General features: G+C 68.5%; 29 protein-coding genes. 14 read left to right on the forward strand and 15 right to left on the reverse strand.

The window, feature by feature from the left end; genetic code table 11:
• Positions 1 to 61: 61 nt before the first annotated feature.
• Both QM841_RS15150 and QM841_RS15155 read right to left on the reverse strand, forming a co-directional pair.
• Entirely contained in the window at positions 62 to 772 is a 711-nt protein-coding gene (locus tag QM841_RS15150; RefSeq protein WP_283332608.1) for a TMEM165/GDT1 family protein, read from the reverse strand.
• A 276-nt stretch (positions 773 to 1048) separates the two neighbouring features.
• Positions 1049 to 1576, reverse strand: a complete 528-nt coding sequence (locus QM841_RS15155; protein WP_005248897.1) for a hypothetical protein — start codon at positions 1574 to 1576, stop codon at positions 1049 to 1051.
• A gap of 199 nt (positions 1577 to 1775) precedes the next feature.
• On the opposite strand from QM841_RS15155, the gene QM841_RS15160 reads away from it, so the two are divergent.
• The gene (locus tag QM841_RS15160) at positions 1776 to 3125 is read left to right on the forward strand and encodes a YhgE/Pip domain-containing protein (protein WP_283332609.1); all 1350 of its coding nucleotides are present in this window, start codon (positions 1776 to 1778) and stop codon (positions 3123 to 3125) included.
• A 3-nt stretch (positions 3126 to 3128) separates the two neighbouring features.
• Here the strand turns inward: QM841_RS15160 and QM841_RS15165 are convergent, their stop codons facing one another.
• Both QM841_RS15165 and QM841_RS15170 read right to left on the reverse strand, forming a co-directional pair.
• Positions 3129 to 4568: an amidase gene (locus QM841_RS15165; RefSeq protein ID WP_283332610.1), complete on the reverse strand. Its 1440-nt coding sequence runs from the start codon at positions 4566 to 4568 to the stop codon at positions 3129 to 3131.
• Positions 4569 to 4683: 115 nt separating this feature from the next.
• Positions 4684 to 5307 (reverse strand): superoxide dismutase, encoded by a 624-nt coding sequence (locus QM841_RS15170; protein ID WP_012691075.1) that lies wholly within the window; start codon positions 5305 to 5307, stop codon positions 4684 to 4686.
• Positions 5308 to 5565: 258 nt separating this feature from the next.
• Here QM841_RS15170 and QM841_RS15175 point away from each other — a divergent pair, with 258 nt between their 5' ends.
• Entirely contained in the window at positions 5566 to 6759 is a 1194-nt protein-coding gene (locus QM841_RS15175; protein WP_280781912.1) for an acyltransferase family protein, read from the forward strand.
• Entirely contained in the window at positions 6719 to 7429 is a 711-nt protein-coding gene (gene msrA, locus QM841_RS15180) for a peptide-methionine (S)-S-oxide reductase MsrA (protein ID WP_105414062.1), read from the forward strand. The genes QM841_RS15175 and msrA overlap by 41 nt, the downstream gene beginning before the upstream one ends.
• A 12-nt stretch (positions 7430 to 7441) precedes the next feature.
• Here msrA and QM841_RS15185 read toward each other — a convergent pair whose 3' ends face one another.
• Positions 7442 to 7909 carry an anthrone oxygenase family protein gene (locus QM841_RS15185; protein WP_283332612.1) on the reverse strand — a complete coding sequence of 156 codons (468 nt, stop codon included), beginning with the start codon at positions 7907 to 7909 and terminating at the stop codon, positions 7442 to 7444.
• Positions 7910 to 7912: 3 nt separating this feature from the next.
• A complete protein-coding gene (locus tag QM841_RS15190) occupies positions 7913 to 8743 on the reverse strand; it encodes a Rossmann-fold NAD(P)-binding domain-containing protein (protein WP_283332613.1) in 831 nt (276 codons plus the stop codon).
• Positions 8744 to 8824: 81 nt separating this feature from the next.
• Here QM841_RS15190 and QM841_RS15195 point away from each other — a divergent pair, with 81 nt between their 5' ends.
• Both QM841_RS15195 and QM841_RS15200 read left to right on the forward strand, forming a co-directional pair.
• Positions 8825 to 9766, forward strand: a complete 942-nt coding sequence (locus QM841_RS15195) for an AraC family transcriptional regulator (protein ID WP_283332615.1) — start codon at positions 8825 to 8827, stop codon at positions 9764 to 9766.
• Positions 9767 to 9874: 108 nt separating this feature from the next.
• The gene (locus QM841_RS15200) at positions 9875 to 10468 is read left to right on the forward strand and encodes an Rv1733c family protein (RefSeq protein ID WP_280781908.1); all 594 of its coding nucleotides are present in this window, start codon (positions 9875 to 9877) and stop codon (positions 10466 to 10468) included.
• Positions 10469 to 10474: 6 nt separating this feature from the next.
• Here the strand turns inward: QM841_RS15200 and QM841_RS15205 are convergent, their stop codons facing one another.
• The gene (locus QM841_RS15205; RefSeq protein ID WP_005562556.1) at positions 10475 to 10786 is read right to left on the reverse strand and encodes a DUF3303 domain-containing protein; all 312 of its coding nucleotides are present in this window, start codon (positions 10784 to 10786) and stop codon (positions 10475 to 10477) included.
• Between the two features lie 26 nt (positions 10787 to 10812).
• Positions 10813 to 10968 (reverse strand): nuclear transport factor 2 family protein, encoded by a 156-nt coding sequence (locus QM841_RS15210; protein WP_283332616.1) that lies wholly within the window; start codon positions 10966 to 10968, stop codon positions 10813 to 10815.
• A 127-nt stretch (positions 10969 to 11095) separates the two neighbouring features.
• On the opposite strand from QM841_RS15210, the gene QM841_RS15215 reads away from it, so the two are divergent.
• Complete coding sequence (locus tag QM841_RS15215; RefSeq protein WP_280781906.1) at positions 11096 to 11575, forward strand: RidA family protein; 480 nt, start codon at positions 11096 to 11098, stop codon at positions 11573 to 11575.
• On the opposite strand, the gene QM841_RS15220 is transcribed toward QM841_RS15215, so the two are convergent.
• The gene (locus QM841_RS15220; protein ID WP_105414055.1) at positions 11572 to 12501 is read right to left on the reverse strand and encodes an LLM class F420-dependent oxidoreductase; all 930 of its coding nucleotides are present in this window, start codon (positions 12499 to 12501) and stop codon (positions 11572 to 11574) included. The genes QM841_RS15215 and QM841_RS15220 overlap by 4 nt on opposite strands.
• Before the next feature lie 41 nt (positions 12502 to 12542).
• On the opposite strand from QM841_RS15220, the gene QM841_RS15225 reads away from it, so the two are divergent.
• Positions 12543 to 13409, forward strand: a complete 867-nt coding sequence (locus tag QM841_RS15225; protein WP_105414054.1) for a S49 family peptidase — start codon at positions 12543 to 12545, stop codon at positions 13407 to 13409.
• On the opposite strand, the gene QM841_RS15230 is transcribed toward QM841_RS15225, so the two are convergent.
• Complete coding sequence (locus tag QM841_RS15230; RefSeq protein ID WP_283332617.1) at positions 13410 to 15191, reverse strand: hypothetical protein; 1782 nt, start codon at positions 15189 to 15191, stop codon at positions 13410 to 13412.
• A 458-nt stretch (positions 15192 to 15649) separates the two neighbouring features.
• Here QM841_RS15230 and QM841_RS15235 point away from each other — a divergent pair, with 458 nt between their 5' ends.
• From QM841_RS15235 to QM841_RS15245, 3 genes are read left to right on the forward strand one after another with little or no spacing between them, the layout of a single operon-like run.
• Positions 15650 to 16645, forward strand: a complete 996-nt coding sequence (locus QM841_RS15235; protein ID WP_283332618.1) for a DUF4328 domain-containing protein — start codon at positions 15650 to 15652, stop codon at positions 16643 to 16645.
• The gene (locus QM841_RS15240; protein ID WP_283332619.1) at positions 16642 to 17406 is read left to right on the forward strand and encodes a glycerophosphodiester phosphodiesterase; all 765 of its coding nucleotides are present in this window, start codon (positions 16642 to 16644) and stop codon (positions 17404 to 17406) included. The genes QM841_RS15235 and QM841_RS15240 overlap by 4 nt, the downstream gene beginning before the upstream one ends.
• A gap of 33 nt (positions 17407 to 17439) precedes the next feature.
• Complete coding sequence (locus QM841_RS15245) at positions 17440 to 18354, forward strand: DUF5926 family protein (RefSeq protein WP_120659927.1); 915 nt, start codon at positions 17440 to 17442, stop codon at positions 18352 to 18354.
• 68 nt (positions 18355 to 18422) lie between these two features.
• Here the strand turns inward: QM841_RS15245 and QM841_RS15250 are convergent, their stop codons facing one another.
• Positions 18423 to 18968, reverse strand: coding sequence for a ferritin (locus tag QM841_RS15250; protein ID WP_280781901.1), 546 nt, complete (start codon positions 18966 to 18968; stop codon positions 18423 to 18425).
• A 228-nt stretch (positions 18969 to 19196) separates the two neighbouring features.
• On the opposite strand from QM841_RS15250, the gene QM841_RS15255 reads away from it, so the two are divergent.
• On the forward strand, positions 19197 to 20387 hold the full coding sequence (locus tag QM841_RS15255; RefSeq protein WP_283332620.1) for a lipase family protein: 1191 nt from the start codon (positions 19197 to 19199) through the stop codon (positions 20385 to 20387).
• A gap of 10 nt (positions 20388 to 20397) precedes the next feature.
• Here QM841_RS15255 and QM841_RS15260 read toward each other — a convergent pair whose 3' ends face one another.
• The 4 genes from QM841_RS15260 to QM841_RS15275 form a co-directional block, all read right to left on the reverse strand.
• Positions 20398 to 20949, reverse strand: coding sequence for a ferritin (locus QM841_RS15260; protein WP_283332621.1), 552 nt, complete (start codon positions 20947 to 20949; stop codon positions 20398 to 20400).
• A gap of 23 nt (positions 20950 to 20972) precedes the next feature.
• A complete protein-coding gene (locus QM841_RS15265; RefSeq protein ID WP_283332849.1) occupies positions 20973 to 22184 on the reverse strand; it encodes an LCP family protein in 1212 nt (403 codons plus the stop codon).
• Positions 22185 to 22448: 264 nt separating this feature from the next.
• A complete protein-coding gene (locus tag QM841_RS15270; protein WP_283332622.1) occupies positions 22449 to 23267 on the reverse strand; it encodes a CPBP family intramembrane glutamic endopeptidase in 819 nt (272 codons plus the stop codon).
• 37 nt (positions 23268 to 23304) lie between these two features.
• The gene (locus QM841_RS15275; RefSeq protein ID WP_007298301.1) at positions 23305 to 24069 is read right to left on the reverse strand and encodes a DUF2470 domain-containing protein; all 765 of its coding nucleotides are present in this window, start codon (positions 24067 to 24069) and stop codon (positions 23305 to 23307) included.
• A gap of 116 nt (positions 24070 to 24185) precedes the next feature.
• Between QM841_RS15275 and QM841_RS15280 the strand changes: the two genes are divergently transcribed.
• From QM841_RS15280 to QM841_RS15290, 3 genes are read left to right on the forward strand one after another with little or no spacing between them, the layout of a single operon-like run.
• Positions 24186 to 24878, forward strand: coding sequence for a hypothetical protein (locus QM841_RS15280; protein WP_283332623.1), 693 nt, complete (start codon positions 24186 to 24188; stop codon positions 24876 to 24878).
• Between the two features lie 55 nt (positions 24879 to 24933).
• Positions 24934 to 25851, forward strand: a complete 918-nt coding sequence (gene pheA / locus QM841_RS15285) for a prephenate dehydratase (protein ID WP_283332624.1) — start codon at positions 24934 to 24936, stop codon at positions 25849 to 25851.
• Positions 25848 to 26519, forward strand: coding sequence for a histidine phosphatase family protein (locus QM841_RS15290; protein WP_283332625.1), 672 nt, complete (start codon positions 25848 to 25850; stop codon positions 26517 to 26519). Before pheA ends, QM841_RS15290 begins: the two co-directional genes overlap by 4 nt.
• Positions 26520 to 26534: the final 15 nt, after the last annotated feature.

Genomic DNA, 26534 nt, shown 5'->3' on the forward strand with positions numbered 1-26534 from the left:
AACTGCGAGGTACTCCAAGGCTTCCGAGTATTGCCCGAGGGCGCGGCTTTGTCGACCGGGTTCAGTCCTGGTGCTGCATCTGTTCGGGCTCAGCCGCGGCACCGCGGCGGCGCCGTGACCACACGGCGCGACCGGCCGCACCGGCCAGCGCCAGAACGACGACGGCGGTGCCGGCGATCGGGCCGGCCACGTTGCCGGGGAACAGGCCCTCGAGCAGCAACCAGATGCCGAACGCGAAGAACAGAACGGCCGCGCCGATGCGGATGACACTCTCGGGCAGATGCTTACCCAGCACGGCGCCGACGACGATGGCGAGGGCGTCGGCCGCGACCATGCCGACGGTCGAGCCGATCCATACGCCGATGGTGTCGTGGTCGGTGGCGAGGGTGATGGTGGCGAGCATCGTCTTGTCGCCGAGTTCGGCGAGGAAGAAGGCGGACGTGACGGCCAGGAACGCCGAGCGGGTGGCCCGGCCCGCCTTGAGTTGCTCGTCGTCGCTGAGATCGTCGCCGCGCAGCGTCCACGCACCGAAGATCAGGAAGGCCGCACCGCCGACGATGCTGATCGCCGCGGTCGGGAGCGCGACACCGAGGTAGTGGCCGACGGCGACGGACACCAGGTGGACCACGGTGGTCGCGACGGTGATGCCGGCGATCACGACCCACCAGCGGTAGCGCAGGGCGAACGTCATCGCCATCAGCTGGGATTTGTCTCCCAGTTCGGCGACGAAGATCACGCCGAAGCTCAGTAGTGCGGCGGTCAGCACGGGCATCCTCCTCCTGTGGTCGGTCGGAGGATGACGGGTGGATTCCTCCGGCCTGGCAGACGCGGGTACGTCTGTCCGGCCGAAGGTCTCGCCCACCGGCGCCGGGTGATCCGGCGGCGGTTCGCCAGGCCGGGTCCGGTGCGGTGAAGCAACGAGCCGGTATGTCGACACAGGCGATTGGGGGCTACTCCCCTTCGATGCCCGTAACGTTAGCGTGACTTATTTGAAAAGGCAAAGGCGGCAATAAGTTTGGGGCACCGACCGCAGAAACTTCGGGTACCCTCACGAGGCCAGCAGCATGGCCAAAACGGCAGTGTCGGGATCGCTGATCGGGTCGATACCGACCCGGCTGACCATGGACGTCACCGTCCCGTCCGCTTCTGCCTCCACCCACGCCGCCCGGTGTTCCAGCCCCAGGTGGGGGAGTCCGGGGAGCAGGACACAACCCGACGCGGCGCCCGCGCACTCCGGGAGCGACGGGGTCGTCTCGGACGGCGGGTGCAGCATCATCAGCGCAGGCGGCTGATGATCCGCGAAGCGGCCGGGAGCGAGCGCGAACTCCCCGAGAACTGTGCCCTCGGCCACCACGAGGCCGACGGTCTCGGGTTCGGGCTCCTCGGGCAGGTCCTCGTGCGCGCCGAAGACGGTCGTGGTGTGGAGCAGCCCCGGAACGCACGCCACCCGCACGGCGAGCGCGAGCAACTGGGCCCATTCCTTGGTGGTGTCGGGCCAGCGCCCGGAAATGACGAATCCCCGCAAAGTACCCGCGGCCTGGAAGGGCGAGATGCCGATGTAGCCGTCCCTGTTCATCTCTGCCTCCTCGGTGTGATGACACGCTTCGAACATGATTCGTTCTGCACACCTCGTTGGGTACTTGAAGAATGCGCCCGACAGTGCCTGGCACACAAGAGCAGGGGAGTGCTAACGGGTCTTCACGCGGGCGAACATCTCAGAGAATCCTCAGAATGGTCACAATGTGCCGCTACGAACGCCACCTACCCTCACCGGAATGACCTCTGAGCGCGCACGGAATTCCGCGAATCACGCCCGAACCGAGTCGACGCGAAAGGTCCTCACTTCGCGGCGCGTCGCCGCGGCCACCATGGCCGGTCTGGTCCTGGCGTCCGCGGGGGGACTCGGGTACGTGTTCCTCGGTGACAGCGCGGCAGACAGCCGGACCGTGGCCATCGTCAACACCGACGCCGGCGCCACCGTGGACGGAAAACCGGTGCGTGCGAGCGACACCCTCATTGAGAAACTCGAGGCGAACGAGGCCTTCGACTGGAAGGTGGTCGACGCGGACGCGGCGGCCGGCGGCGACTGGTTCGCCACGGTGACCGTGCCCGAAGACTTCAGCGAGGCGGTGTCCTCGGTGTGGGGCGCGAAGCCACGGCAGGCGACCCTCGACCTCGACGTCGCGGGTTCCGACACCGGTGCGTCCGAGGAACTCTCCGGAGTGGTGTCGTCCCAGATCGGCGCGGACGGCATCACGGATCTGCTGGCGGACATGTCCTCGTCGCGGACGCGGTTCCAGCAGGCGGGAATGACAGCCGGGTTCCTCGCAGCCGGCACGGCGGCGGCGGACGATGCGGCACAACAGCTCACAGAGGGCGCCGACACTCTGCTCCCATATCTCGAGAAGGCACGCTCCGGCTCGGTGCAACTGCTGGGCGTCGCTGACCAGGTGGCGGGCGTGGTCGACCAGACGTCGGGAACGGCCGACGACCTCGCGGACCGGTTGAGCGCGCTGGGGCTGACGCTGGGCGAAGCGAACGACAGCGCCACCCGGATGCGCACCGGAATCGACGAGGCGATCCGCGTTCTCGACGCCACTCCCGTTGCATCGGACGTGGTCCCGTCGCTCCGGCAGGTCAGTGCCGACCTCGATCTGTTCTCCGCACAGCTGGGTTCGGTGCCCGGTCTGCTGGGCGGAGGAGTCGGCCCCGACACGGACCTGGGCGAACTCGTGCGCGTTGCGATGGGTCAGCTCACCGACGCCAGTAATCAGCTGAGCAGCGGGGCACGGCAACTGAACGACGGTATCGTCCCGATCGCCGATCAGGCACCGGAGATGCTCGAAGGTGCCACCTCGCAGATCGTCGACGGGTTCGCGAAGCTGAAGACGTTGTCGGGGCAGCTGTCCACCGACCTCAACAACGGTGTCGCGGCGATGCCGGTGCGCACGGCGGCTCAGCAGAACCAGTTGGCGACGGTGCTCGCCGAACCGGTCGCGGTGACCCGCACACTGTCCGCGCCGTCACCGATCCTCACCGCCGAGCACCTCGCCGTCGGCTTCGGGATCACCACCGTGCTGCTGGCGGGTGCCGTCGTGTGGATGGGCCTGCGGCGCAGGGCTTGACCGTCAGCGGGCGTCCTGGATACGACGCCACGGCGTGGCCTGCTCGAGCTCGAACGCCAACTCGAGCAGCGTCCGCTCGTCGCCGTGGTCGGCGGAGAAGTGCGACGCCAGCGGCAGGCCGCGGGACGTCTCGTGCAGCGGCAGCGAGATGGCCGGTCCGCCCGAAGCATTGTTGAGCGGCGTGAACGCCGTGTAGGCGATCAGCTTGTCGAACAACTCCTCGAAACTCTGTGTCGGCGAGAGGTATCCGAGCTCCGGCGTCGTGTGAGCCAGGGTGGGCGACAGGATGACGTCGTACTTCTGGAAGATCTGCGCGTACTCGCGGTACGTGCGCCGCAACCGGTAGAGCACCCGCGGAGTCTTCGCGATGTTCCTGCGGTACATCGCGGCGAGTCCGCGCGTCAGGTTGTCGGTGGCGTCGCGGTCGAAGTCCGGTCCGAGCATCCGCTTGCCGTTGCTGGAGATGACGAACGACAGGAATCCCCAGTAGATGCAAAAGTCTTCGACGAACGAGGAGTTCACCGGCATCGGGCACTCCTCGACGTGGTGCCCGAGGTCCGCCAGCAGATCGGCGGTCGCGTGGACCGACTTGCGCGTCTCGTCGTCCGTGCGGGAGGCGGTGACCGAATCGACCACCAACCCGACCTTCAGCCGGGTGCTGCTCGGCCCCTCGACCAACCGGATGGGTGGCAGCGCCGGATTGCGGTAGTAGCGTTCGGCGGACGCCATCCACCGTGCGGTGTCCCGCACCGAGCGGGTGACGGCGCCCTGCGCGATGATCCGGATCGGCAACGTCTTGTCCATGGCGTCGGGGACCGTCCGCCCGCGGGACGGTTTCAGGCCGACGAGCCCACACGCGGCCGCGGGTATGCGGATGGAGCCGCCGCCGTCGTTGGCGTGCGCGATCGGCACGACACCCGCAGCGACGAGTGCGGCCGAACCACCCGAGGACGCTCCCGGCGAGAAGGCGGGATTCCACGGATTGTGCACGGCCTCGGCGTCCATGAACTCGGTGGACGCGCTGAACCCGAACTCGGGGAGCCGGCTCTTCCCCAGTGAGAGCACACCTGTGGACAGATATTGCGTGACGAAGTCGCTGTCGACCCGGGCGGGCTGTGCGGCGAAGGCGACGCTGCCGTGCTGCGTGGGCAGGCCCGCGACGTCGACGTTGTCCTTGACGACGGTCGGCACCCCCGCGAAGGCGCCCTCGTGTGGGCGGTCCGCTTCCGTCAGTGCACGGTCGAAGTCGGCGAATGCCAGGGCGTTCAGGGCGGGTCCGACCGACTCGGCGCGCGCGATCGCCGCCTCCGTCACCTCGCGGACCGACACCTCTCCCGCGGCGATCCGTGCCGCGAGGCCGGTGGCGTCGAGGTCGCCGAGCGCGTCGTCGCGGAAGGCGTGGACGACGGTGTCGTCCCGGGCGGGGTTGCTGAACTCGGTCACTTCCGAAGCCTATTGGACGCTCGGCCTGCTCGGAAGGAATTCCGGACCCGAAACGAGCACGGGCGCACGGACACACCCGAGAGTGGTCCGTGCGCCCGTGGCTGCGGAGAGGAAACTAGACGATCAGGCCCGCGGTCTGCGTGCGTGCCTTCTCGAAACGAGCGGCAACGTCCGCCCAGTTCACGATGTTCCAGAAGGCCTTGACGTAGTCGCCCTTGACGTTCTGGTAGTCGAGGTAGAAGGCGTGCTCCCACATGTCGAGGAGCAGCAGCGGCGTGAGGCCGATCGGGATGTTGCCCTGCTGGTCGTACAGCTGGACGATGAGCAGGCGCTGGCCGATGGAGTCCCAGGCCAGGATGGACCAGCCGGAGCCCTGGATGGCGTTGGCGTTGGCCGAGAAGTGGTTGCGGAACGCGTCGAAGCCGCCGAACTGGTCGTCGATCGCGGCAGCGAGCTCACCGGTCGGCTTGTCGCCACCGTCGGGCGAGAGGTTGTTCCAGAAGACCGTGTGGTTGGTGTGGCCGCCCAAGTGGAAGGCGAGGTTCTTCTCGTGCAGGTTGACCACGGCGGGCAGGGTGTCCGACTCGCGGAGCTCGGCCAGCTTGTCGAGGGCCGTGTTGGCACCGGTCACGTACGCGGCGTGATGCTTGTCGTGATGCAGTTCCATGATCTTGCCGGAGATGTGCGGCTCGAGAGCTGCGTAGTCGTACGGGAGTTCCGGCAGCGTGTAAACAGACACGAGGGTCCCTTCATCTATGGGCGTGTGAGCCCTTGTGTTTCCGGGTGCCGACGACACGTGGGCACGCGTCTGACACCCGCCTTTGGCGAATCGTTCTCGGGTATATACCCAATCTCATTGGTACACCCTGCGCAACAGTTGGGGTCACCGAGCGATTCCCTCACAGGAAAGTTCGGGCACCCGAAAAAATGCTGACGAGGTGACACTGGATGTCGTGAGAATTCGTCCGACCGGTGAACGGAACCTTAAGCTGACGCGATGCCTTCGCTGATACCTGTTGCAGATTCGCATGCGGCCGCGCCGCGTGTGGAGCTCACGGGCGCGAATCTGCTCCGCTTCTTCGCAGTTCTGGCCGTGATCTACTCGCACATCTCGTTCTATCTGATCGACGACCTCGGAACCGGATGGTGGTTCATCGACGTCGTCTATCAAATCTTCATCGAGAGGGGCGGTCTCAACCAGCATCTGTCCTTTCTCGGGGTCGCCGTCTTCATGATGCTGACCGGGGTGTTGATCACCCGTTCGGCCATTCGTCACGAGCCCGGGCAATTTCTGTTCAACCGGCTCGGACGAATCCTGCCCGCATTCTGGGTGGCCGTTCTCGCCGCGATCGTGCTCGTCCGCCTCGGCATCAACGGCATGTTCAGCGGCCAGGACGGGGTGTCGAATGTCGACGCGGCCCTGAGTTTCGTGCTCGGCGGCTTCTTCCTCAAACCCGAGGTGGCGGTTCTCGGGGTCACCTGGACCCTCGCCGTGCAGATCTTCTTCTACCTCGCCTGCGTGGCCGCGCGCCCCGTGCTGCGCACCCTGCCCATCGCGATGCCGATGGCCGGCGCCGCGGTCTGCGCGCTGATCCTGCTCTACAACCTGTACGCGCCGCAGCCGTACACGGTCCCGATGCTGTCCAAGATCGCCGCGACGCTGCCTGCCGTGTTCCTCGGGCAGATCATCTACCTCGGCTGGGCCCGGCTCGCGGACTGCCGGTGGATCGTCGTCGCCGGGCTGGCCCAGGTGGAGGTCATCCGCCTCGCCACCGACTTCCGCGTGTACTGGGCGGGCGATCACTACCTCTGGACGTTCGCTGTCGTCACCGCGTGCGTCGTGCTGGTGGGCCGGTACGACGGTCCCGCGGCGCACTGGGCCGTCGTGCGGTGGACCGCGACGCGCAGCTACGCGATCTACCTCGTCCACACCCTGATCCTGTACCGCGTGTACGAGCACACGGTCGGCTCGTTCGGCGAGACCGGGGCGGTGATCGCATTCCTCGTGGTGACGGCACTGGTGTCGGAGGCGATGTACCGGTGGGTGGAGGTCCCCGCCACGGGGTGGGTGACCGCTCGCGTCGAGCGGATGCGCAGACAGTCGGCGCTCGCGCGGGAGACCACTCCGGCACCGCGCGTAGCATCGAATCATGTCTTGGTACGACGAGCTTCTGGGTCGAGCAGCCGCTAAGTCCGTGATGGTCACCGCCGAGGATGCCCTCCCCGGCCGCAGTCAACCGATTCCCGTTCCGGCGACGCACTTCGTCAACGGTCACCCCCTGCAACCCCCGTTCCCCGAGGGCATGCAGACCGCCGTGCTGGGCATGGGATGTTTCTGGGGCGCCGAGAAGGAGTTCTGGCAACTCGACGGCGTCTACACCACCGCGGTGGGATACGCCGGCGGCTACACGCCCAACCCCACCTACGAGGAGACCTGCTCCGGTCGCACCGGTCACACCGAGGTCGTGCTCGTGGTCTTCGATCCGAAGGTGATCTCGTACGCCGAGATCCTCAAGGAGTTCTGGGAGAACCACGACCCCACACAGGGCATGCGGCAGGGCAACGACCAGGGAACGCAATACCGTTCGGCCATCTACACGATCGACGAACAGCAGGTGGAGATCGCGGAAGCCACCGGTGAGGCCTTCGAGAAGAGGCTCGCCGACGCTGGATACGGGGCGATCACCACGGAAATCGCCCCGCTCACGCAGTTCTACTACGCCGAGGACTACCACCAGCAGTACCTCGCGAAGAACCCCGGCGGTTACTGCCCCGTGCACGCCACCGGCGTCAGCTGCCCGGTCGGTCTGCTGAAGCAGGACGAGGTCCCGGCGCAGACCGACATCCTGCCGCCCTCGTAGTCCCTCCCGGTCTCAACCGCGGGTCGCGGACCACGTGAGCACCGCGGACGCCGCGATGGCGCTGACGGTGCGCACGTGGTTCCACCCGGTCCATCCCGACACGTAGCCGCGCCAGTACGCCGCCGAGTCGGCCGCCGTGGGATCGATCGCGTCCAGCGCGTTGTTGTGCGGCACGTGGTAGACGATGGTCAGGATGATCCCCACGAGATACAGCGCGCACGCGATCACCGCGTAGACGGCCGAACCGTCGTGCCGCACCACACTGACGACCGCGAGCACGATCGACGTCAGTGCGGTGCCGAACAGCGCCGTCATGAACCAGAAGTTCGGCGCCTCGCGGTTGATCGCCTGCATCGCCGCGATGCCCTGAGCCGGCTCCAGGCGACCGAGCCCGGTCATGATGAACGTGGAGAACGCGAACATCACGCCGCCCACCACGCCGGCGCCCACCGCCGTGACGATCGTCAGATAACGCTCCATTGGTCAGACCCTCCAGACACCGGCCGCTGCAGCGGCGCGGACGTAGTCGGTGAAGTCGCGGGGCGCGCGCCCCAGTGCGCGTTCCACCCCGTCGGTGAGTGATGCGTTGCGCCCGTCCAGCACTTCGTCGAACAGGTAGGTGAGCAGGCCGATCGCGTCGGACGGTACCCCCTGCCCGGCCAGCGCCGTCGAATACTCTTCCGAAGTGACCGGGGTGTACCGGATTTCACGACCCGTTGCCTCCGAGATCTCGGCGACGGCGTCACCGAACGACAACAACCGCGGCCCGGTCAGTTCGTACAGTTCGCCGGCGTGGCCGTCCCCGGTCAGAGCGGCGACGGCGATCTCGGCGAGATCGTCCGCGTCGACGAAGGGTTCGAGCACGCGCCCGTCGACGGGCAGTGCGAGGTCGCCCGCAAGCAGTGAGTCGAGCATGAAGCTCTCGCTGAAATTCTGGCTGAACCAACTGGACCGGAGGATCGTCCACTCGGCTCCCGCCTTGCGGATCGCGAGTTCGCTGCGCTCCGCCTCGGCTTCGCCGCGACCGGAGAGCAGGACGAGTCGCCGGGCGCCGTTCGCGACGGCCAGGCCCGCGAACTCCTCGACGACCTCCGCCGCTCCCGGCACCGCGAGATCCGGGTAGTAGGCGATGTACACCGAGGTGGTTCCTTCCAGCGCGGGCCGCCACGTGTCCCTGTTCTCCCAGTCGAACGGGGGACGGCCGGAGCGGGAACCGCCCCGGGAAGGTACTTCCGCGGCGGCGAGCCGGGCGAGGACGCGGCTGCCGATCTTGCCGGTGCCGGTGAGGACGAGTGTGTGCGGTGTCGTTGTCATGTCTTTCAGTCAAGACGGCGACGCCGAGACTTTCCATGGTTGAAACCCGCTGATCCATACGCGAGCGTCTACGGTGGATGTGTGGATCCCCTCGCCGGTCTCATCAGTGGTCCCCGCGCCGCAGGCGCGTTCGTGCTCCGCTCGATCATGGAACCGCCGTGGTCGCTGCAGATCGACGACCACGCGCCGCTCAGCCTCGTCGCGATGGGCCGGGGCGAGGCGTGGATCCTGCCGCACACCGGCAACCCGGTGCAGCTCACCGAGGGTGACGTCGCGATCGTTCGCGGACCCGAGCGCTACGTCGTCGCCGACCATCCGGACACCCCGCCGCACGTGATCATCAACCCCGACCAGAGCTGCACGACGCTCCGCGGGGAACCGCTCGCCGAGGCCATGGACCTCGGCGTGCGCACCTGGGGAAACAGTGCGGACGGCCGCACGGTCATGCTGACCGGGACGTACCAGACCCCGGGCGAGATCAGCATGCGACTGCTGACCGCGCTCCCGGAACTCGTCGTGCAGCGCCGCGCCGACTGGGACTCGCGGCTGGTCACCCTCATGCACGACGAAGTGGTGCGGGACGAACCCGGACAGGAAGCGGTGCTCGACCGTCTGCTCGACCTGCTGCTGATCGCGGTGCTGCGCGCCTGGTTCGCGCGGCCGGCGGCCGAGGCGCCGTCGTGGGTGCGGGCGCAGAGCGACCCGGTGGTGGGCAAGGCGATGCGCATCCTTCAGAACAACCCCTCCCGCCAGTGGACGGTGGAGTCGCTCGCCGCGGAAACCGGCATGTCGCGGGCAGCCCTCGCGCGACGATTCACGGACCTTGTCGGCGAACCGCCCATGACATTCCTCGCCGGCTGGCGGCTGTCCCTGGCCGCGGATCTGCTCCGCGAACCCGACGCCACGGTCGCGTCGGTGGCCCAGCGGGTGGGGTACGGGAGCGGATTTGCGCTGAGTGCGGCGTTCAAACGCGTGCGCGGAGTGAGCCCCAAGGAGCATCGTGAGTTGGCGGGGAGCAGATGAGTGTATTACGGCACAGTGCCGAAAGACACACCGGATTGACTTGATCTTGTTTGTCTTGCGTACGACCCTGGATGGTAGGGAATTGTCGGCGAGAGGACCGGATCCGGAATGTGGAACAACTCTCAAGCACGGGCACTGCGTAAGCGGTCGGCCCGTCAGCGGCACAACCCGCTACTCCGGCGCTCGGACCGGATCGAGAACATGCTCACCCTCGCGGTCGTGGTGCTCGCGTTCGCCATGCTTCCCCTGGCCATCCTCGTGGGTGCCCGGACCATCGACAGTCAGCTGACGCTGGCGGAGAAGCAAGTCGCGGACTACCGCACCGTCTCCGCCACCACGCTCGCCGACTCCACCGGCGTGTCCGTCACCTCCGACGTCGCACCGTCGGGCGTCGACACCGCCCCCGCCAAGTGGACGTGGGGCAACGAAACCCGCCACGCCGACATCACCGTCGACCCCGCGACGCCTTCGGGAACGAAGGAAGACATCTGGGTCAACGCCGACGGCAACCTCACCACCGAACCGATGTCGCCGTCCGCGGCACGAGTCGCCGGCGTGATCGCCGGGATGTTCACCTGGTTCGCGGTGATGATGATCGCGCTGTCCGGCTTCCTCATCTGCCGCGCCTCCCTGAACCGCGCCCGCGACGCGCAGTGGGACCGCGACCTCCGACAGTTCCTGGATTCGACCACCCGGCACTGAGCCCGCTCAGCTGATCGAGCCCCTGAACTCGACCGCCTGCTGCGCAGCCTGCGTGGTGACGGCGATGTCGGCGACCGGGTAGACGTGGAACTCGAAGAAAGGTCCGAATTTCGTCGGACCGTCCAGGATGTCGTTCGGGTCATCCGCCTCGACGAAGGCGAATCCCCCGGTTCCGTCCAGGCGACCGAGGAAATGATGGAAGGTCGCCCCTTCCGCCGGCGTCCATCTCGCGAACACTTCCAGGCTCCGCCGCGCAGCTGCCTCGTTCTCGGCAGCGGACCCACCGTCACGCAGCGTCCAGGTAATCACGTACTTCATTGCACCCTCCCGAGGGCGTGCCGGGATCAGCTCGCAGGGACCGCGCCGAGCTGCTGAAGGAATCCGAGTGTGTCCCACACCTGCCAGGTCTCGGCGATCTTGCCGTCGGCCAGACGATGGATCGAGATCGCGTTCATCTCCTCGTAGAATCGACGCACTACCGCTTCTTCCGCAGAACCCATGACAACCTCCGGAGCACTCGAGTGACACGGCCGTTCCGGCCGTACTTCGAGCTTTCCACCGGTGGAAAGGGAACGGAATGTTGCTGAGCACGCCGAATGACCCGGGCAGTCGTCGAGCGGAGGGGTGATGGGCGCGGAGTCCCGACTACGTGATCTGGGGCTGGTGCTGCCCCGCGCCGTCCAGCTGCCGCCGGGGGTGGAGTTGCCGTTCAGCTGGGTACGCGTGCACGGCCGCAGAGTGCTCGTGTCCGGACACGGGCCGCTCGCCGAAGACGGCACACCCGCCGGACCGTTCGGCTCCGTTCCCGCCGACGTGTCGGCCGCCGACGCCACGCACTCCGCCCGGCTCACCGCCCTCGCGGTGCTGGCAGGGGTTCGCCGCGCGGTGGGCGATCTCGACCGCATCGGTGCGTGGCTCACCGTCACGGGGTTCGTCAACGCCGAACCGGGCTACGACCAGACGACCGCGGTGCTCAACGGGTTCTCCGAGGTAGTGCTCGACGTATTCGGCCCGGACGTCGGCGACCACGCCCGGACGGCGATCGGGGTGGCCGCGCTGCCCCTGAATCTTCCCGTCGTCGTGGCCGCCGAACTCGAGCTCGCCTAGCTCAGTTGCGGAACAACCTCACTGGCGACCAGTTCCAGGTGGTCGAGGTCGCTGAGATCGAGGGTCTGCAGGTAGATCCGCTGTGACCCGGCCTCGGCGTAGCGGCCGATCTTGTCGACGAGCTCGGCGGGCGACCCGGCGAGTCCGTTCTCCCGCAGCTCGCTCACTTCGCGTCCGATGTTCATGGCGCGTGTCGCGATCTCCTCCTCGGTGCGCCCGCAGCACAGGACGAGCGCGTTGGAATACACCAACTCGGTGGGGTCGCGATCGATGGACTTGCACGCGAGCCGGACCCGTTCGAACACGTCCCGCGTCTCGTCGACGGACTGGAACGGGACGTTGAATTCGTCCGCGTACTTCGCGGCCAGGGCGGGCGTCTTCTTCTTGCCGGTGCCGCCGATCAGGACGGGCGGACCCTGCGGCTGTCGCGGCTTCGGGAGCGCGGGCGAATCCTTGACCGTCAGGTGCGTCCCGTCGTAGGAGAAGGTCTCACCGAGCGGAGTGCGCCACAGCCCCGTGATCACGGCGAGGGATTCCTCGAGCCGCTCGAACCGCTCCTTCAGCGGCGGGAACGGGATGCCGTACGCCTGGTGCTCCTCCTCGTACCAGCCGGCGCCGATGCCGAGGTCGACGCGGCCGCCGCTCATCTGATCGACCTGCGCCACCGAGATCGCCAGCGGGCCGGGATGCCGGAACGTCGCGGACGTGACGAGGGTGCCGAGACGGATCGTGGACGTCTCGCGGGCGAGACCCGCCAGCGTGATCCACGCATCGGTCGGTCCGGGAAGGCCCTCGGTGTTCATGGCCAGGTAGTGATCCGACCGGAAGAACGCGCCGTATCCGAAACGTTCGGCGGCCTGCGCCACCGCCAGAAGATCGTCGTAGGTGGCACCCTGCTGGGGTTCGGTAAAGATTCGCAACTCCATGTGAACCACTCTGCCCGATCCGTGATCGGTACGCTGATTTCATGGCCAAGATCCCACTGAACCTGCCGAAACCGCTGGCCGACAAGCTGCCCGACGCGTTCGGGGGCAGCAGCGCCGGCGTGGTGCCGGTGGTCCGGCTGCAGGGCATGATCGCGTCCGGCGGAGCAGGTTTCGGGCGTGTGCTGAGCGCGGAATCCGTCGAGGAACCGCTGCGCCGCGCGTTCACCACGCACGGTGCGAAAGCGGTGGCGCTGCTGATCAACAGTCCCGGCGGGTCGCCGACGCAGAGCGAATACATCGCCGCCCGCATCCGTCAGCTCGCCACCGAACACGAACTGCCCGTGCTCGCGTTCTGCGAAGACGTCGTCGCGTCCGGCGGCTACTGGCTGGCCTGCGCGGCCGACGAGATCTACGCGACCGCCACGTCGGTGGTCGGCTCCGTCGGTGTCATCTCGGCGGGCTTCGGGTTCTCCGAACTGATCGACCGCCTGGGCATCGAACGGCGGCTGCACTCGGCCGGCGAGGCGAAGGCCCGCCTCGACCCGTTCTTCGCGGAGAAGTCCGAGGACGTGCAGTGGCTCGAACAGATCCAGGAAGGTATCCACGACGAATTCCGCGACTGGGTGGTCGGCCGCCGTGGGGACAAGCTGAAGGCGGACGGGGCCGAGCTATTCAACGGCGACGTCTGGCTGGGGCGCCGCGCCGTCGAGCTCGGCATCGTCGACGGGATCGGCACGCTGCGCGAGGTGGTGGAGAAGCGGTTCCCCGACGCCACCCTCGAGATGACCGGGCCGCGCCGCTCGTTGTTCGCGAAGCTCGGGCTGCCCGCCGCGAGCTGGGACGAGGTGGCCGCCGCGATCGTCGGTGCGGCCAGTGCCCGTGTCGCGTGGTCGCGGTACGGGCGGTAACTACTTCGGCACGACGACCCCGACCGGGCCCGCGCCGATGCACAGCGACAGGTCCGGGGTCAGGGTGCTCACCCGCACGCTCTGACCGCCACCGGTGAGCCGCACGAACACCGAATTCGGGCCGCGCTGCACCGGCACCCGCACCGGGTTGCCGACCTCCATCGCGACGGCGATCTCACCGTCCGCGGTGGCCATGTAGTTGAGCTGCGCAGTCCACTCCCAGCCGGTCAGCGGTCCGTCGAGGGGGAGGGACACGAAACTGCGCTGATCCACCAGGTTCCCGCAGTCCGGGACGGGTCCGGGCTCGATCGCGCGCACCCACGTGACCTGGGCGTCGACCACCGAACCGTCGTCGTCGATCATCCGGAGGTCGGGGGTGCTGTCGGAGAACTCGGGGCGGTCCCGCAGCGGAGCGAACACCCGGCTCACCAGATTGTTCGGGTACGCCACCGGCAACAGCACCCAGATGGACGCGGGCTGCTGGAGGATCGGCGCGTCGTCCCGTTCGGCGAGCGACGCACGCGCGGTCGCGAGGTAGGCCGTGGTCGGGTTCTCCTCCCAGCTGCGGGTGAACGTGTACGTCGACCACAGGCTGCTCGCGACGAACGCGACCACGGCGGTGACGGCCACCAGCGGCCGCACCCGGACGGGGTCGGCGCGTCGGCGGGGTGCGCGGGCGATCACCGCGACGGCGATCGCGAGGATCACGGCGGTGTCCGTGAAGTAGCGCAGCGTCTGCGCGAGTTCGTAGGTGGTGTCCGCGCCCCACCGGGTGACGACCATCGCCGTCACCGACAGCAGAAAGTACGCGGCCGTGAGGATCCACACCCAGCCGATGCGGCGCTTCAGCCGGACCGTCGCGACCACCGCCGCGACGAGGACCACCCAGCCGACCACCTCCAGCGCCGTCGACGGGGACGCCCATGGGGGACTCGGAATCCACCGGTCCCACGTCCACGGCCCACCCACGAACGTGGGCAGCAACCCGAGCGACGTGCCGTGGTGGAACAGTTCGAACGCACGCGACGCGCCCGCCCATTCCCACTGCGACGCGACGGTGGAGAAATAGAACGCCGCCCACACCGCCAGCACCGCCGCCGACGAGACCCAGAGGGCCGCACCTCGCCGCAGCGTCGACCGCACCGGCCGCTCCCGCTCCCCGACGTACGCGAGCAGCGCCACGGTCGCGAACGCGACGAACGGGACCACGACCGACTTCTCGAAGAACAGCAGCGACGCGATCAGCACGAGCGTGCCCGACACCGCGTACCGCCGCCGCCCGGTGCGGCACAACTCGAGGGCGTCGCGCGCCACCCACGCCAGCGCGATCTGCAGCGGCAGTGCGTTGAGCGCCGCCGCCCACCACGCGAACGCCGGCACGGTCAGCGGAGAGAACAGATAGATCGCCAGCGGAACCAGCAGGACCGGACGTGGCCCGAGGATCGTGCGAAGCAGCCGGAAGACCGCATACGACGCCACCGCCTGCAGCGCGATCATCGTCAGCATCGGCAGGATCCACTCGTACGGCGCCAACCGCGTCGCGATACCCGCCACCAGGAAGGCCCCGGGCATGAGGTGACCGTCGTGGTCGTAGAGCAGCAGGTCGGCGGAGAGCAGCGGGAGGCTTCCGCCGCGCCCGGCGAGGATCAGATCGTCCCAGTAGAAGTCGCTGTTCGCGGCCACCCACGTCCGCACGAGAAGTTGCACCACGACGAGGGCGGCGGCCACCTGGAGGACACGGGCGGGCCCGAGGTGCCACCGCGATCCGACGTCGTCCGTCATCGTTTTCCGAGATTACAGATCAGGTGGAACCAAACCGCGCCGGGCTGCGTCAGATCAAGTGTCGGGGCATTTTCGCCCCGGCACAGGTGGGGGAGACGACGGCCGGTCCGGAGTTCTCGGGTCGCTTCGCGGGCGATCCGAACTGGAGGGGTAATTCCGGGCCGAGCCGTCGGCCACCGAGTGGTGATTGTTCACCGAGCTGCGATGTCAAATTCATCCACCGTTGTGGACCGTTCATCCGAAGCTGTCAACAATCACGGATTCGCATGCGCTCTGACCTGTGTATGAGCACTCCTCACACTGTCCATAACTGTGTATGAACCTGTGGAAACTGTGGATAACTCGGCATTTTCCGTGGTGCAGCTCACACATTCTCCCCAAAAAGGACGATTCGGTCGTGGGCTGCCCGCATTCGCGGGTCGTGACAGAATCGGCAATGTGAAGTGGGTGCGGAGGGGATGAGCGTCGTCGTTCAGGTGTGCGCGCGATGCGCGGCTCGGTGGCCGGTCCTCGGCTCCCCGGCGCAGTGGTGCCCCCGCTGCCACGGTGTGCTGCTCGCCCCCGTTCGCACCGACCAGCACCAGCCACCCGCGAGCCGGGGATTCCACTGGATCGCGCGATCCCCGCTGCGGCGGAGCGGCCTCGCGGCCGAGCCGTCGGCGCCGAGCCCCACCCCGCACTACACCGAGATCCCCCGCTGGGGACTCCACGATCACGTCGAATCACCCTCCGCGCGCCGCGACTGGCCGGAACTGCTCGCCGGCAAGGCGGCCTTCTTCCTCACCCTCACCGCCGGTCTGTACGCGTTCGCCGTGTTCGCCGAACTGGGCCGATACGCCGTGCTCCTTCGCAACCGGACCCGGCTGATCGATCCCACCCTGCTCGTCGTGTCCGACATCGCGGTGTTCCTCGGCCAGGCCGGCGGGATGCTCCTCGCGCTGCTGTCGGGCATCGGCGGTGTGTGCTGGTTGCTGCGGATGCGTCGCCGCACGTTCGCCCGTGCCAAGACGTCCGACCCGCGCACCCCCACCGAGGTGATCGTCGGTTGCGCGGTGCCGGGCCTGAACCTGGTGATGCCTGGTGTGTACCTGCTCGAGGTGATTCGCCGCGATCCCCGCGCCGTCCTGCTGGTCCGGGCCTGGTGGAGTCTGTGGATTTTCGGGGCCGTGCTCGTCGTCTTCAACTGGTTCTGGCGGTCCAGGCCCGGACTGCAGGCCATGGCGGACGGTGTCCTGCTGGCCGCCTTCACGGCGCTGGTCGCCTCCGCGACGGCCGTACTCGCACTGATGGTGCTCCGACGACTCGAGGGCCGGACGCTGAAGGGGGCGAAGGAACCCGTCACCCGCTGGGTGATCGCCACCGACCCGCCGCCGCAGAAGGACGCGGAGAAGGCTGCCGAGAAGGCCGCCGAGAAGACTCCCGCGGCCGGCGACCGGGAAGCCGTCGCGTCGTGAGCCCCGACCGGCGCGGACCCCTGGTCGTGGCGCACCGCGGCGCATCCGCGGCCATGCCGGAACACACGCTCGCCGCGTACAAGCTGGCGCTGGAAGAGGGCGCGGACGGACTGGAATGCGACGTGCGGCTCACCCGCGACGGCCACCTCGTGTGCGTCCACGACCGCACCGTCGACCGGACGTCCACCGGAACCGGCGTCGTCAGCGAGATGACCCTCGAAGAGCTCGCGGAATTCAATTACGGCACGGAAGACGAGCCGGCCGAACTCCTCGAGCTGAGTGCGCTGATCGCGCTCACCCTGGACTGGTCGGCGCGCCCGGTGAAACTCTTCATCGAAACCAAGCACCCCGTGCGTTTCGGCGGCCTCGTCGAGAGCAAGGTGCTCGCCGAACTGCAACGCTTCGGCATCGCAGCGCCGCCGTCCGCCGACCACTCCCGAGCCGTCGTGATGTCGTTCTCCGCCGGAGCGGTGTGGCGGATCCGCCGGTCGGCGCCGATGCTCCCGACCGTCCTGCTCGGCGAATCCGCCCGGTACCTCGGCGGGGGAGCCGCGACCACCGTCGGCGCCACCGCGGTCGGTCCGTCGGTGAAGACGCTGCACGAACACCCGGACATCGTCGACAAGGCCGCCGCCGCAGGACGAGCCACCTACTGCTGGACCGTCGACAACCGCAGCGACGTCGAACTGTGCCGCGAACTCGGGGTCAGCTGGGTGGCCACCAACCACCCCGGCCGCACCAAGAAGTGGCTGGCGTCCTGACCGGACCGGCGTCGGCGTGTAGGTTTTGGCGTCGTGGCAAAGAAGAGCAAGAGAAACAGTGGTCCGAAGCCCGGTAGTGCCCGCGCCGAGAAGCTCGCGCAGCGGCAGGCGGAACGGGAGAGCGCCGCAGCGGCCGTGACCCGGCCGTTCGAAGGCCTCGCCGCCGAATGCGATCTGGTGGCGCTGCGCGAGTTCGTCCCGTCGGCGACCGCCCCGCTGCCCGTCAAGGATTCGTCCCGCCCGGTGACCCTCGCGACCGTGCTGCCCGGTGCTGTCGCGGCGCTGGTCCGCGACGAGGGCGACAGTGCAACCGGGTTCGTCGGTGTGCAGGTCCAGGCGCATTCCGCGGATCTCGGCGCCGATCTGGCCGCGTCCGTCGCCTGGGTCCGTGACGCCGCGGCCGGTGAATCGCTGGCCTCCGCCAACCCCGGATCCGACACCCCGGCACTGGCCGACGTGATCGACGCGGACGCACCGCTCGACATCACCGTGCACCAGGATTTCAACTGGTGGATTCCCGAAGGCGTGGAGCCGGCCCCCGAGGTCGCGACCACCGTGCAGCACGCGAATGCGGCGATCATGCCGTCCGCGCGCGTCGAGGCCGAGGGTGTCGTCGCGGCGTGGTGGGTCGATGCGGGCGAGAAGGCGCACATCCGCTGGGTGCGCCCGGAGAACGAGGACGATCTGATGCTGGCCCTGGCGCGCGTGCACGCGACCGGCGGCCTCCACCTCGGTGAGGGTTCGCGCTACGCCGGGTCGTTCCGGACACACGGACTGCTGGTCCCGGTGTTCGACCTGGACCGCGAAAAGCACGCGAACGAGTGGGCCGCCGCGACCGTCGAACTCGGCCAGCGACTGGCCGAAGCGCTCGCCGTCGACGCGCCGCTCACCACCGAGGAGCGTCGCGCCCGCGACGGACTGCGCGGCCGTCAGGTCACGTTGCGATAGGCCCTTCGGGCCCGTGCGCCTTTCTGGTAGCAACCACAACCAGAAAGGCGCACGGGTGGCGGAGCCGCCTAGATGGAACCGCCGGCTGCGTGCGGTGCCCCGGACGTGTCTGCGGGGCCGCTCATCTCACGTGCGACGAACTCCTCCAGGTCGAACAGGTTGCTGCCCGCGCGGTCGGCGATGGTCAGCAGCGTCGTCATGCTCGCGACCTCCTCGACCTGCTCCTTGAGGAACCACTGCATGAACTGCTCGCCGAGGTAGTCGCCCTCCTCGCGGGCGGTGCTGGCCAGCTGCACGATCTGCTCGGTGACCGTCTGCTCCTGCGTCAGGGCGAGGGCGATCGGCTCGCGTGCGTTCTCGAACTGGCCCTTCGCCGCGTCGACACCCGACAGTTCCACGGAGATGTCGCGGTCGAGGAAGTACTGGACGATCATCATGGCGTGGTTGCGCTCTTCGACGGCCTGCTTGTAGAAGTGCTTGGCCAACTGCGGCAGGTCCGCATTGTCGAAATAGACGGCAGTCGCGATGTACTGGTGTGACGCGTTGAATTCGTTGCGAATCTGGTCGTGGAGCAGAGCGTGGAATTTCGTCTTGTGCGCGTCAGTCGAAGTCATGAAATGGATAATATCGCTGGTCAGACCGGGTGTCATCCAAGTTGAACCTAATTTTGGGAAGCTTGCCCAAACTAAAGTCAACCTAATTTCGGGACCATTCTGATGTCATTTTCCTAACCTCAGCTGGCGGCGGATCCCCGACGGGAACGAGGCAAACCACGTCGGCGGGGCCTCGCCCGTGTATAAAATTCACAGCGTTCTGACGGCGCGGCCCGGAGGGGCAGACACATGGTGAGTCGATCCGGTGCGTGGCTAGCGTTGATTCTCGGTGCCCTTTTCCTGGGGGCGGCGATTCCGGCCCCGGCGCAGGCCGAACCGTTGTATCCGTGGCCGGATCCCGACCCGTTCTATCTCGCTCCGGCCGACCTCGGGGTCCTTCGTCCCGGCGACGTCGTGCGGACGCGGCGAATCGACACCTGGATGTACGCGAACTCGGACGGGTGGCAGATCGCGTTCCGGTCGACGAACTCGACGGGACATCCGATCCTGGCCGTCACCACGGTTCTGCTTCCTCGCGGTGTTGCGAATCCTCCGCTCGTGTCGTATCAGGCGATCGTGAATTCGCTCGGAACCAAGTGCGCCCCGTCGCGGTCGTTGTTCAATCTGGAACTGCAGGAGTCGCCGGGCCTGTATCTGGGCCTGCAACGCGGCTGGGCGGTCTCGGTGCCCGACCATCTCGGCCCGACCGGCGCCTACGGTGCCGCGAAACTCGGCGGCATGATCACCCTCGACAGTGTCCGGGCGGTGCAGCGGGTGGCCGAACTGGGGTTGTCGCACAGCCCGGTGGCGCTGGCCGGGTATTCGGGTGGGGGAATGGCCAGCGCGTGGGCCGCGGCGCTGGCCCCGAGTTATGCGCCGGAGCTGAAACTCGACGCGGTGGTGGCGGGTGGGATTCCCGCGGACCTCGAGCAGATGGCCCAGGGCCTGGGATTCAATCCGCACCCGGGGTTCGGGCTCGCGTTCGCTGCCGCGATCGGCTTGGAACGCGAATACCCGGAACAGCTACCGATTTCGTCGCAGCTGAACGCGACCGGACTGTGGCTGCGCGAGTGGATGTCGAACGAATGCCGCCGGTTCCTCCTGTTTCACGGCGCCTTCCGCAGCGCCGGACAGCTGGCCGCGTCGACCAGCCTCATGGCGAGTTCGGGCGCGCATCAGGTGTTGCGCGACAACAGCCTGCGGTACTTCGAAGGGGTACCGACCGCACCCCTCTACCTGTGGCACGGCACCCTCGACGGGCTGACACCGTTCGATTCGATTGCCGAGACCGCGCATCGCTATTGCGCCGCCGGCGCCAGATTGACGTTCGTCCCGTACGAGATATCCGAGCATATGACGACGGCAGTGGTGGGCTTTCCGGACGCGTACGAATACGTGGCCGCGCGGTTCCGCGGCGAACCGGCGCCCACCCGCTGCTGACCCGACAGGGTCAGACGCCGCCGCCCGCCCTCTTCGGCGCACCCGGCCGGATCGGTGAGATCCCGCTCATCTCGCGGGCGATGAAATCCTCGATGTCGAACAGGTTGTCGCCGGCACGCTCGACGATGGTGAGCAGGGTGTGCATGCTCGCGACCTCCTCGACCTGTTCCTCCAGGAACCACTGGATGAACCGCTCGCCGAGGTAGTCGCCGGTGTCGCGGGCCGTTCGGGCGAGCTTCGTGATCTGTTCCGTGACGACGCGTTCCCGTTCCACCGCCAGAGCGACGGGGGCGCGCACCGAATCGAAATCGGTGACCACGTCGTCGATGCCGGGGACGGTCACTTCGAGGTTGTTGTCGATCAGGTACTGGATCATCATCAGCGCGTGGCCGCGCTCCTCGGCGGCCTGCGAATAGAACCGGCGAGCCAGTTGCGGCAGATCGTGCGAGTCGAAATAGACGGCTACCGCGATGTACTGCTGGGACGCGGTGAACTCGTTGCGGATCTGCTGCAGCAGGAGGGCGTGGAACTCGGTGGGGGTCTTCGTCGCCGATTGAGACATGAGTGTCAGTTTACGGGCGTCGGTCACGGTCCGGTGGTGACCAGTTCGGCCGGGACCTGACGGTCGTTCGCCAGCGCGTCGAAGAACTGCGACGCCCGGTCGTGATCCCAGAGCAGCACGTTCCCGGCACCGTCGACGTCCTCGAAACCGCCCACGGGGACGGTGGTGGTGACCATGTCGCCGCGTACCGCCCAGGCGAGTGCGGCGAGGTGCCAGATGTGGTCGCTCTCGTCGACACGCAGCGATGCGGCGGTGTCGGTGACGAGCGGCCAGACGCGGAACGGGTTGAGCCACGTCGCGGGGCTGGTGGCCTTCGACATCAACGCCGCCATGAACATCCGCTGATGGTTCATCCGGTCGATGTCGGCGAGCGCGGTCGCGCGGCTGCGGACGAAGCCGAGGGCCTGCGCCCCCGTCAGTTCCTGGCAGCCGGGTGCGAGGTTGATCCCCGCGAGCGGATCGTCGATGGCGGTGTCCAGGCACATGTCGACACCGCCGATCGCGTCGACGATGCCGGCGAAACCACCGAATCCGATCTCGGCGTAGTGGTCGATGTGCAGACCGGACGCCTCCTCGACCGTCTGGGTCAGCAGTTGCGGACCGCCGAACGCGAACGACGCGTTGATCTTGTCCTCGCCGTAGCCGGGGATCGACACGTACGAGTCGCGCGGGATGCTCACCATCGTCGCCGGGCCGCCGCCGCTGGGGACGTGCACCACGATGATGGTGTCGGTGCGGTCGGGGCCGCTGTTGCCGCCGGTCGACAACTCCTGTTCCTGCTCGGGGGTCAGCCCGGTGCGGCTGTCCGAACCGACGAGCAGCCAGTTCGTGCCGGGGGTGTCGTCGATCCGGCCGGGATAGTCGGCCACGGCGTCGATCCGGTTCAGCGAACTGTCGAGGTAGTACGTCATGCCCGCGAGCGCCAGGACCAGCACCAGGAACAGGATGCCGATGCGCCGGCCCCAGTTCCGCTTGCGCTTGGGACGTCGCTGCCCCGGGGGCTCCGGGGTCCGTGGCGGTGCGAGCGGCGGCGGCGGTGGTGGCGTGCGAGGGGGACGCCGGTCGGGCACCCGAGGCGGCGGTGGCGGCGCGTCCCGGTACGGCTGCGGCGTCTGGGTGGGCGCGTAGCCGCGCGGTCCCTGCGGCGGCGCCGACCGGGACAACTGCGGTTCGGGGGCCTGCGACCACGCCTGCTGGGGCGGCGGCGGGGCGCCCCGACCGTCGCGGCGGATCACCTGGGTGCCCTCCGGCGGCGGCGCCGGGGGACCCTGCCGGGGAGCGGGGTGGCGCGGGCGGGGCGCAGGAGGTCCCTGTTGCGGGGGACCTTGCGGTGGCACCCGCCGCGTCTGCGGAGGAATCCGCTGGTCAGGCGGCGGCATTCGGCGCTTCGGGGGCGGCGGCACCTGCTGCCCGCCCTGCGTCCGCCGGGGCGGACGGGGCGGCAGCGGAGGATAGGGGGCGTCGCCGGTCACCCACGCGACTTTACTGGTCCCGCCGGATTACGGAATCCAGCCGACGTGCCCGCGCAGGGCGGCGTAGCCGACGAACGCGACCGAATCGATGGTGGCGTGGGCGATCACGAGAGGCCACAACCGTCCAGTCTTCTGCCAGTACCGGCCGAACACCAGACCCATGGCGACGTTTCCCAGCCCGCCACCGAAACCCTGGTAGAGGTGGTACGTCCCGCGGAGCACCGCCGACGCGAGCAGCGACGAGTTCTCGCTCCACCCGAGTTGCCGCAGTCGGGTGATCAGATATGCGACGACGAGCACTTCCTCCGCGCCGGAGTTCGCGATCGCCCACAGGATCAGGGCCGGCAGCCGCCACCAGTGATCCCCGATCGTGCTGGGCACGACGGTGAGGTTGGCGCCGATTGCGCGGGCCAGCAGGTAGAAGCCGAGCCCGGGCAGACCGATCAGTGCGGCGAGCCCGACACCCTGCGTCGCGTCGGGACGCCACCGGGGCCGGCCGAGCCCGACGGCGCGCGGGCCGAGGCCGCTGCGCCACAGGAGGTACAGACCCAGCGCACCCCAGGCGAGAAGTTTCACGACGCCGAGCAATTGCCGGGCGACGTCGATGATCTGGTTCTCCGCGCGGGAGACATTGAGGGCGACGGCCTGATCGGCGAGGTTGCCCGGGGTCAGCAGCGATTCGGACAGCGACAGCAGTCCCGACAGTCCGCTCGTCCCGAACGTGACGAGCAGGACGATCGTGATCTCGATCCACAGGGCCCGCCGCTCACTCCCGGTGGCCGGCGGAGCGGCCGGTTCGGGTGAGGCGGGCCGTATCCAGGAGGCGAGCGTTGCACGCGAGATCACGCGGCACACGCTAGCGCGCGCCGAACCGGAATGCCGATCAGCCGCGCGCGCGGAGTCCGTTCACGAACGGGCATCCCACCAGCAGCCGGATCGCCCTGCTCAGCGCGACGGCGTCGTCGACCGGCGCGGAGAACGGCATCCAGATGTCGCGGTCGCCGTGATCGTTCTCGACGCGCAGTCGCAGTCCGTACCGGTCGATGCCCAGCGGGCGGACGCGTCCGCGTCGCATGTGGGGCGGCAGTTTGCGGGACAGCATGTCGATGAGGTCTCGGTGGTCCTCGTCGAGGTGCTGGAGCCAGGCGGTCTCCATTTCCCAGAACGGGTCGGGCCGGGCGGCGAGCAGGTCGTCGAGGGCGACGGGTTCGGCGCCACTGGAATCGGCGACCACCGCCGATTCGAGGCGGAGTTGCAGCAGCGTCGCATCGTGCCCGACGTCGAGAAGTCCGGGGTGCGGGTACTCGGAGGCCACCTCGTCGGCCAGCGTCCGGGTGTGTGCCTCGCAGAGCGCGTGGAGGTTGCCGCGCAGCCAGACGAGTGACCGCACGGGCTCACGCAGCGCGAGTGGTGAGTTGTCGGTCAGCTCGAGCACAGCGGGGATCCCGCCGCCACCGGCGAGCCAGGACAGCGTGGCGGCCGCCGATTCGGTGGGCACGGCGACCACGACGTCGCCGCTGGACCGCAGGTGGTGTACCGACGTGACGGTCGGTGCGCTGCCTTCGACGGCGAGTACCGCGTCCTGGGTCCGTGCGCACGAGCTACGCACACGCTCGGCGGTGGACGGACCGGTGGTCGTGACGGGCATGGAGCCTCCTTCAGGGTTCCGCGATACTGAGGTAACCCTAACCTAATGTCAGCCGGTCGGCGATGGCAAGACCCCGAGACGAATCCGGTCCACGAGGTGGGCATTACGGTGGGGAGGTGGCTATACCTCTCTCCCTCGGTGTCCCGCGCTCCCGTGGACCGCAGTCGTTGCTCGCCGAACTTCTCAGCGGATCCCAGGACACCGGCCCGGCCGCAGGCGGCGCGCTCGGACCGCGGGTGGTCCCGGCGTCCGCACTGCTCGACGCCGCCGGGACCGACGCCGGCCGCATCATCGTGGGTCTCGACGTCGACCCCGCCGTTCTCCGCACCAACGAGCAGGCCTCCTACGAGGCGGTCCGGTTCCACCTCGACTGCCCCGCGAGCCAGCTCGGCGACGCGGTCGCGCTCCGGCTGCCGTCTCCGCTCGCGTTGTTCGTCACCGCCGACGGCAGCGACGACCCCGGTCTCGCCGAGACTGCGCAGCAACTCGCGGACGCCGGCCGCATCCCGGGCCTCGCGAGCGGGCGCGGCATCGGCGAGGTCGCCGACTTCCTGGCCGTCCTCGCGCATGCGGACGTCGGGTATGTGGCGAGGGCACGCGGCACGGCCGAGGTGCTCGCGCTCCTGTCCGGGACGGTCGCGTCCCTTCGCGGCGACGATGTGCGGGCGGCGCTCGCGGCACCGGATCCGACGAGGCTCACCTCTCTGATCCCCGAGGCCGCGGAGGCCGTCCGCGAGGTCCTGCTGGGGGTCGAGGTACACGACCCGGCGCTCGTCGCCCGTGAGCTGGCGGACGCGGGTCTGCGGTAAAACATTCACCGCCAATGCGCCGGTCCGTCAACGCTCGGTGCGTAATCTCGTAGGCGTGCCAAAGATCGCGTATTTCGGACCCTCGGGAACCTTCACGGAGATGGCGCTCGCCCAGCTCGAGGCCGCGGGTGCCTTCGACGGCCCGGTCGAGCGGGTAGCCGCGACGAGTCCGCCCGCCAGCCTGGCCAAGGTGCGCGACGGCGTCGTCGACGGCGCCGTCGTTCCCATCGAGAGCTCCGTGGAGGGGGCCGTGGTGCCCACCCTCGACTCGCTCGCGCTGGGCGACCGCCTGCAGATCGTGGCCGAGACCGAGCTCGACGTGGCGTTCACGATCCTCGGCGGGGCCGGCATCGAGCGGCTCGATCAGGTGCGCACCGTGCGGGCGTACCCGGTGGCGGCCGGCCAGGTGCGAATCTGGCTGGAGGAGAACTGCCCCGGCGCCGAACTCCAGACGGCGTCCTCCAACGCGGGCGCCGCCGAGGACGTGGCGAACGGCCTCGCCGACGCCGCCGTGTCCACCGCCCTCGCCGGCGAACGGCTCGGGCTGCGCAGCCTCGCCGACGGGGTGGCGGACGAGAAGAGCGCCCGCACCCGGTTCGTTCTCATCACCGCGCCGACCCAGGTGCCCGCACGCACCGGCGGCGACCGCACCTCGGCCGTGCTCGAACCCCACAACACCCCCGGCTCCCTCGTCGGTGTGCTCTCCGAGTTCGCGACCCGCGGAATCGATCTCATCCGGATCGAATCGCGCCCGGTGCGCACCACCCCCGGCTTGTACCGCTTCTTCGTCGACTGCATCGGGCACATCGACGACCCGCTCGTCGCCGAGGCGTTCCGTGCGCTGCACCGCAAGTCGCACGTGCGGTTCCTCGGGTCCTGGCCCGCGGCGAACCCCAGCGGCCCGCCGCCGCCGTCCGACGGAGACGCAGCGGACTGGATCGAACGAATCCGTCAGGGAGAGAGGGAATCGTGAGCGGCAAGCTGATCCTGGTCCGGCACGGGCAGACCGAGGCCAACGTCGAGCGCAGGCTCGACACCCGGCTGCCCGGTGCCCGGCTGACACCCGAAGGGCTCTCCCAGGCCGAACGGCTGGGCACCGACCTCGCCGCGAAGGCGACGACGGCCGCCCTCGTGTCCTCGCAGGCTCTGCGCGCCCGGCAGACGGCGCGCTTCGTCGAACTCGCGTCGGGCATCGCCGTCCAGGTGCGGGAGGGCCTGCACGAGGCACAGGCCGGTGAACTCGAGGACCGCAGCGACGAGGAGTCGCACAAGCTGTTCATGAAGACGTTCCACCTGTGGCACACCGGCGAACTGGACGCCCGGGTCCCCGGCGGGGAATCCGCCCACGACATCCTCGAACGGTATGTGCCGGTCGTGGACTCCCTGCGTGAGCAATACCTCGACGACCCGGCGGAATCGGGAGACGTCGTGCTGGTCAGCCACGGCGCCGCCATCCGGCTCGTGGCAGCGCAACTCGCCGGGGTGCCCGGGTTGTTCGCCGCCAACAATCATCTGGCCAACACGCAGTCGGTAGAGCTGACACCACTCGCGGACGGTGGCTGGGAGTGCGTGCGCTGGGGAACCGTCGAACCACCGTTCGAGCACCGGGTGATCCCCGGCGCCGACGACCCGATGGGGTGACGTCGTTGCGCGCAC

The sequence above is a fragment of the Rhodococcus sp. IEGM 1307 genome, assembly GCF_030056915.1.
Classification (GTDB): Bacteria; Actinomycetota; Actinomycetes; order Mycobacteriales; family Mycobacteriaceae; genus Rhodococcus_F; species Rhodococcus_F opacus_D.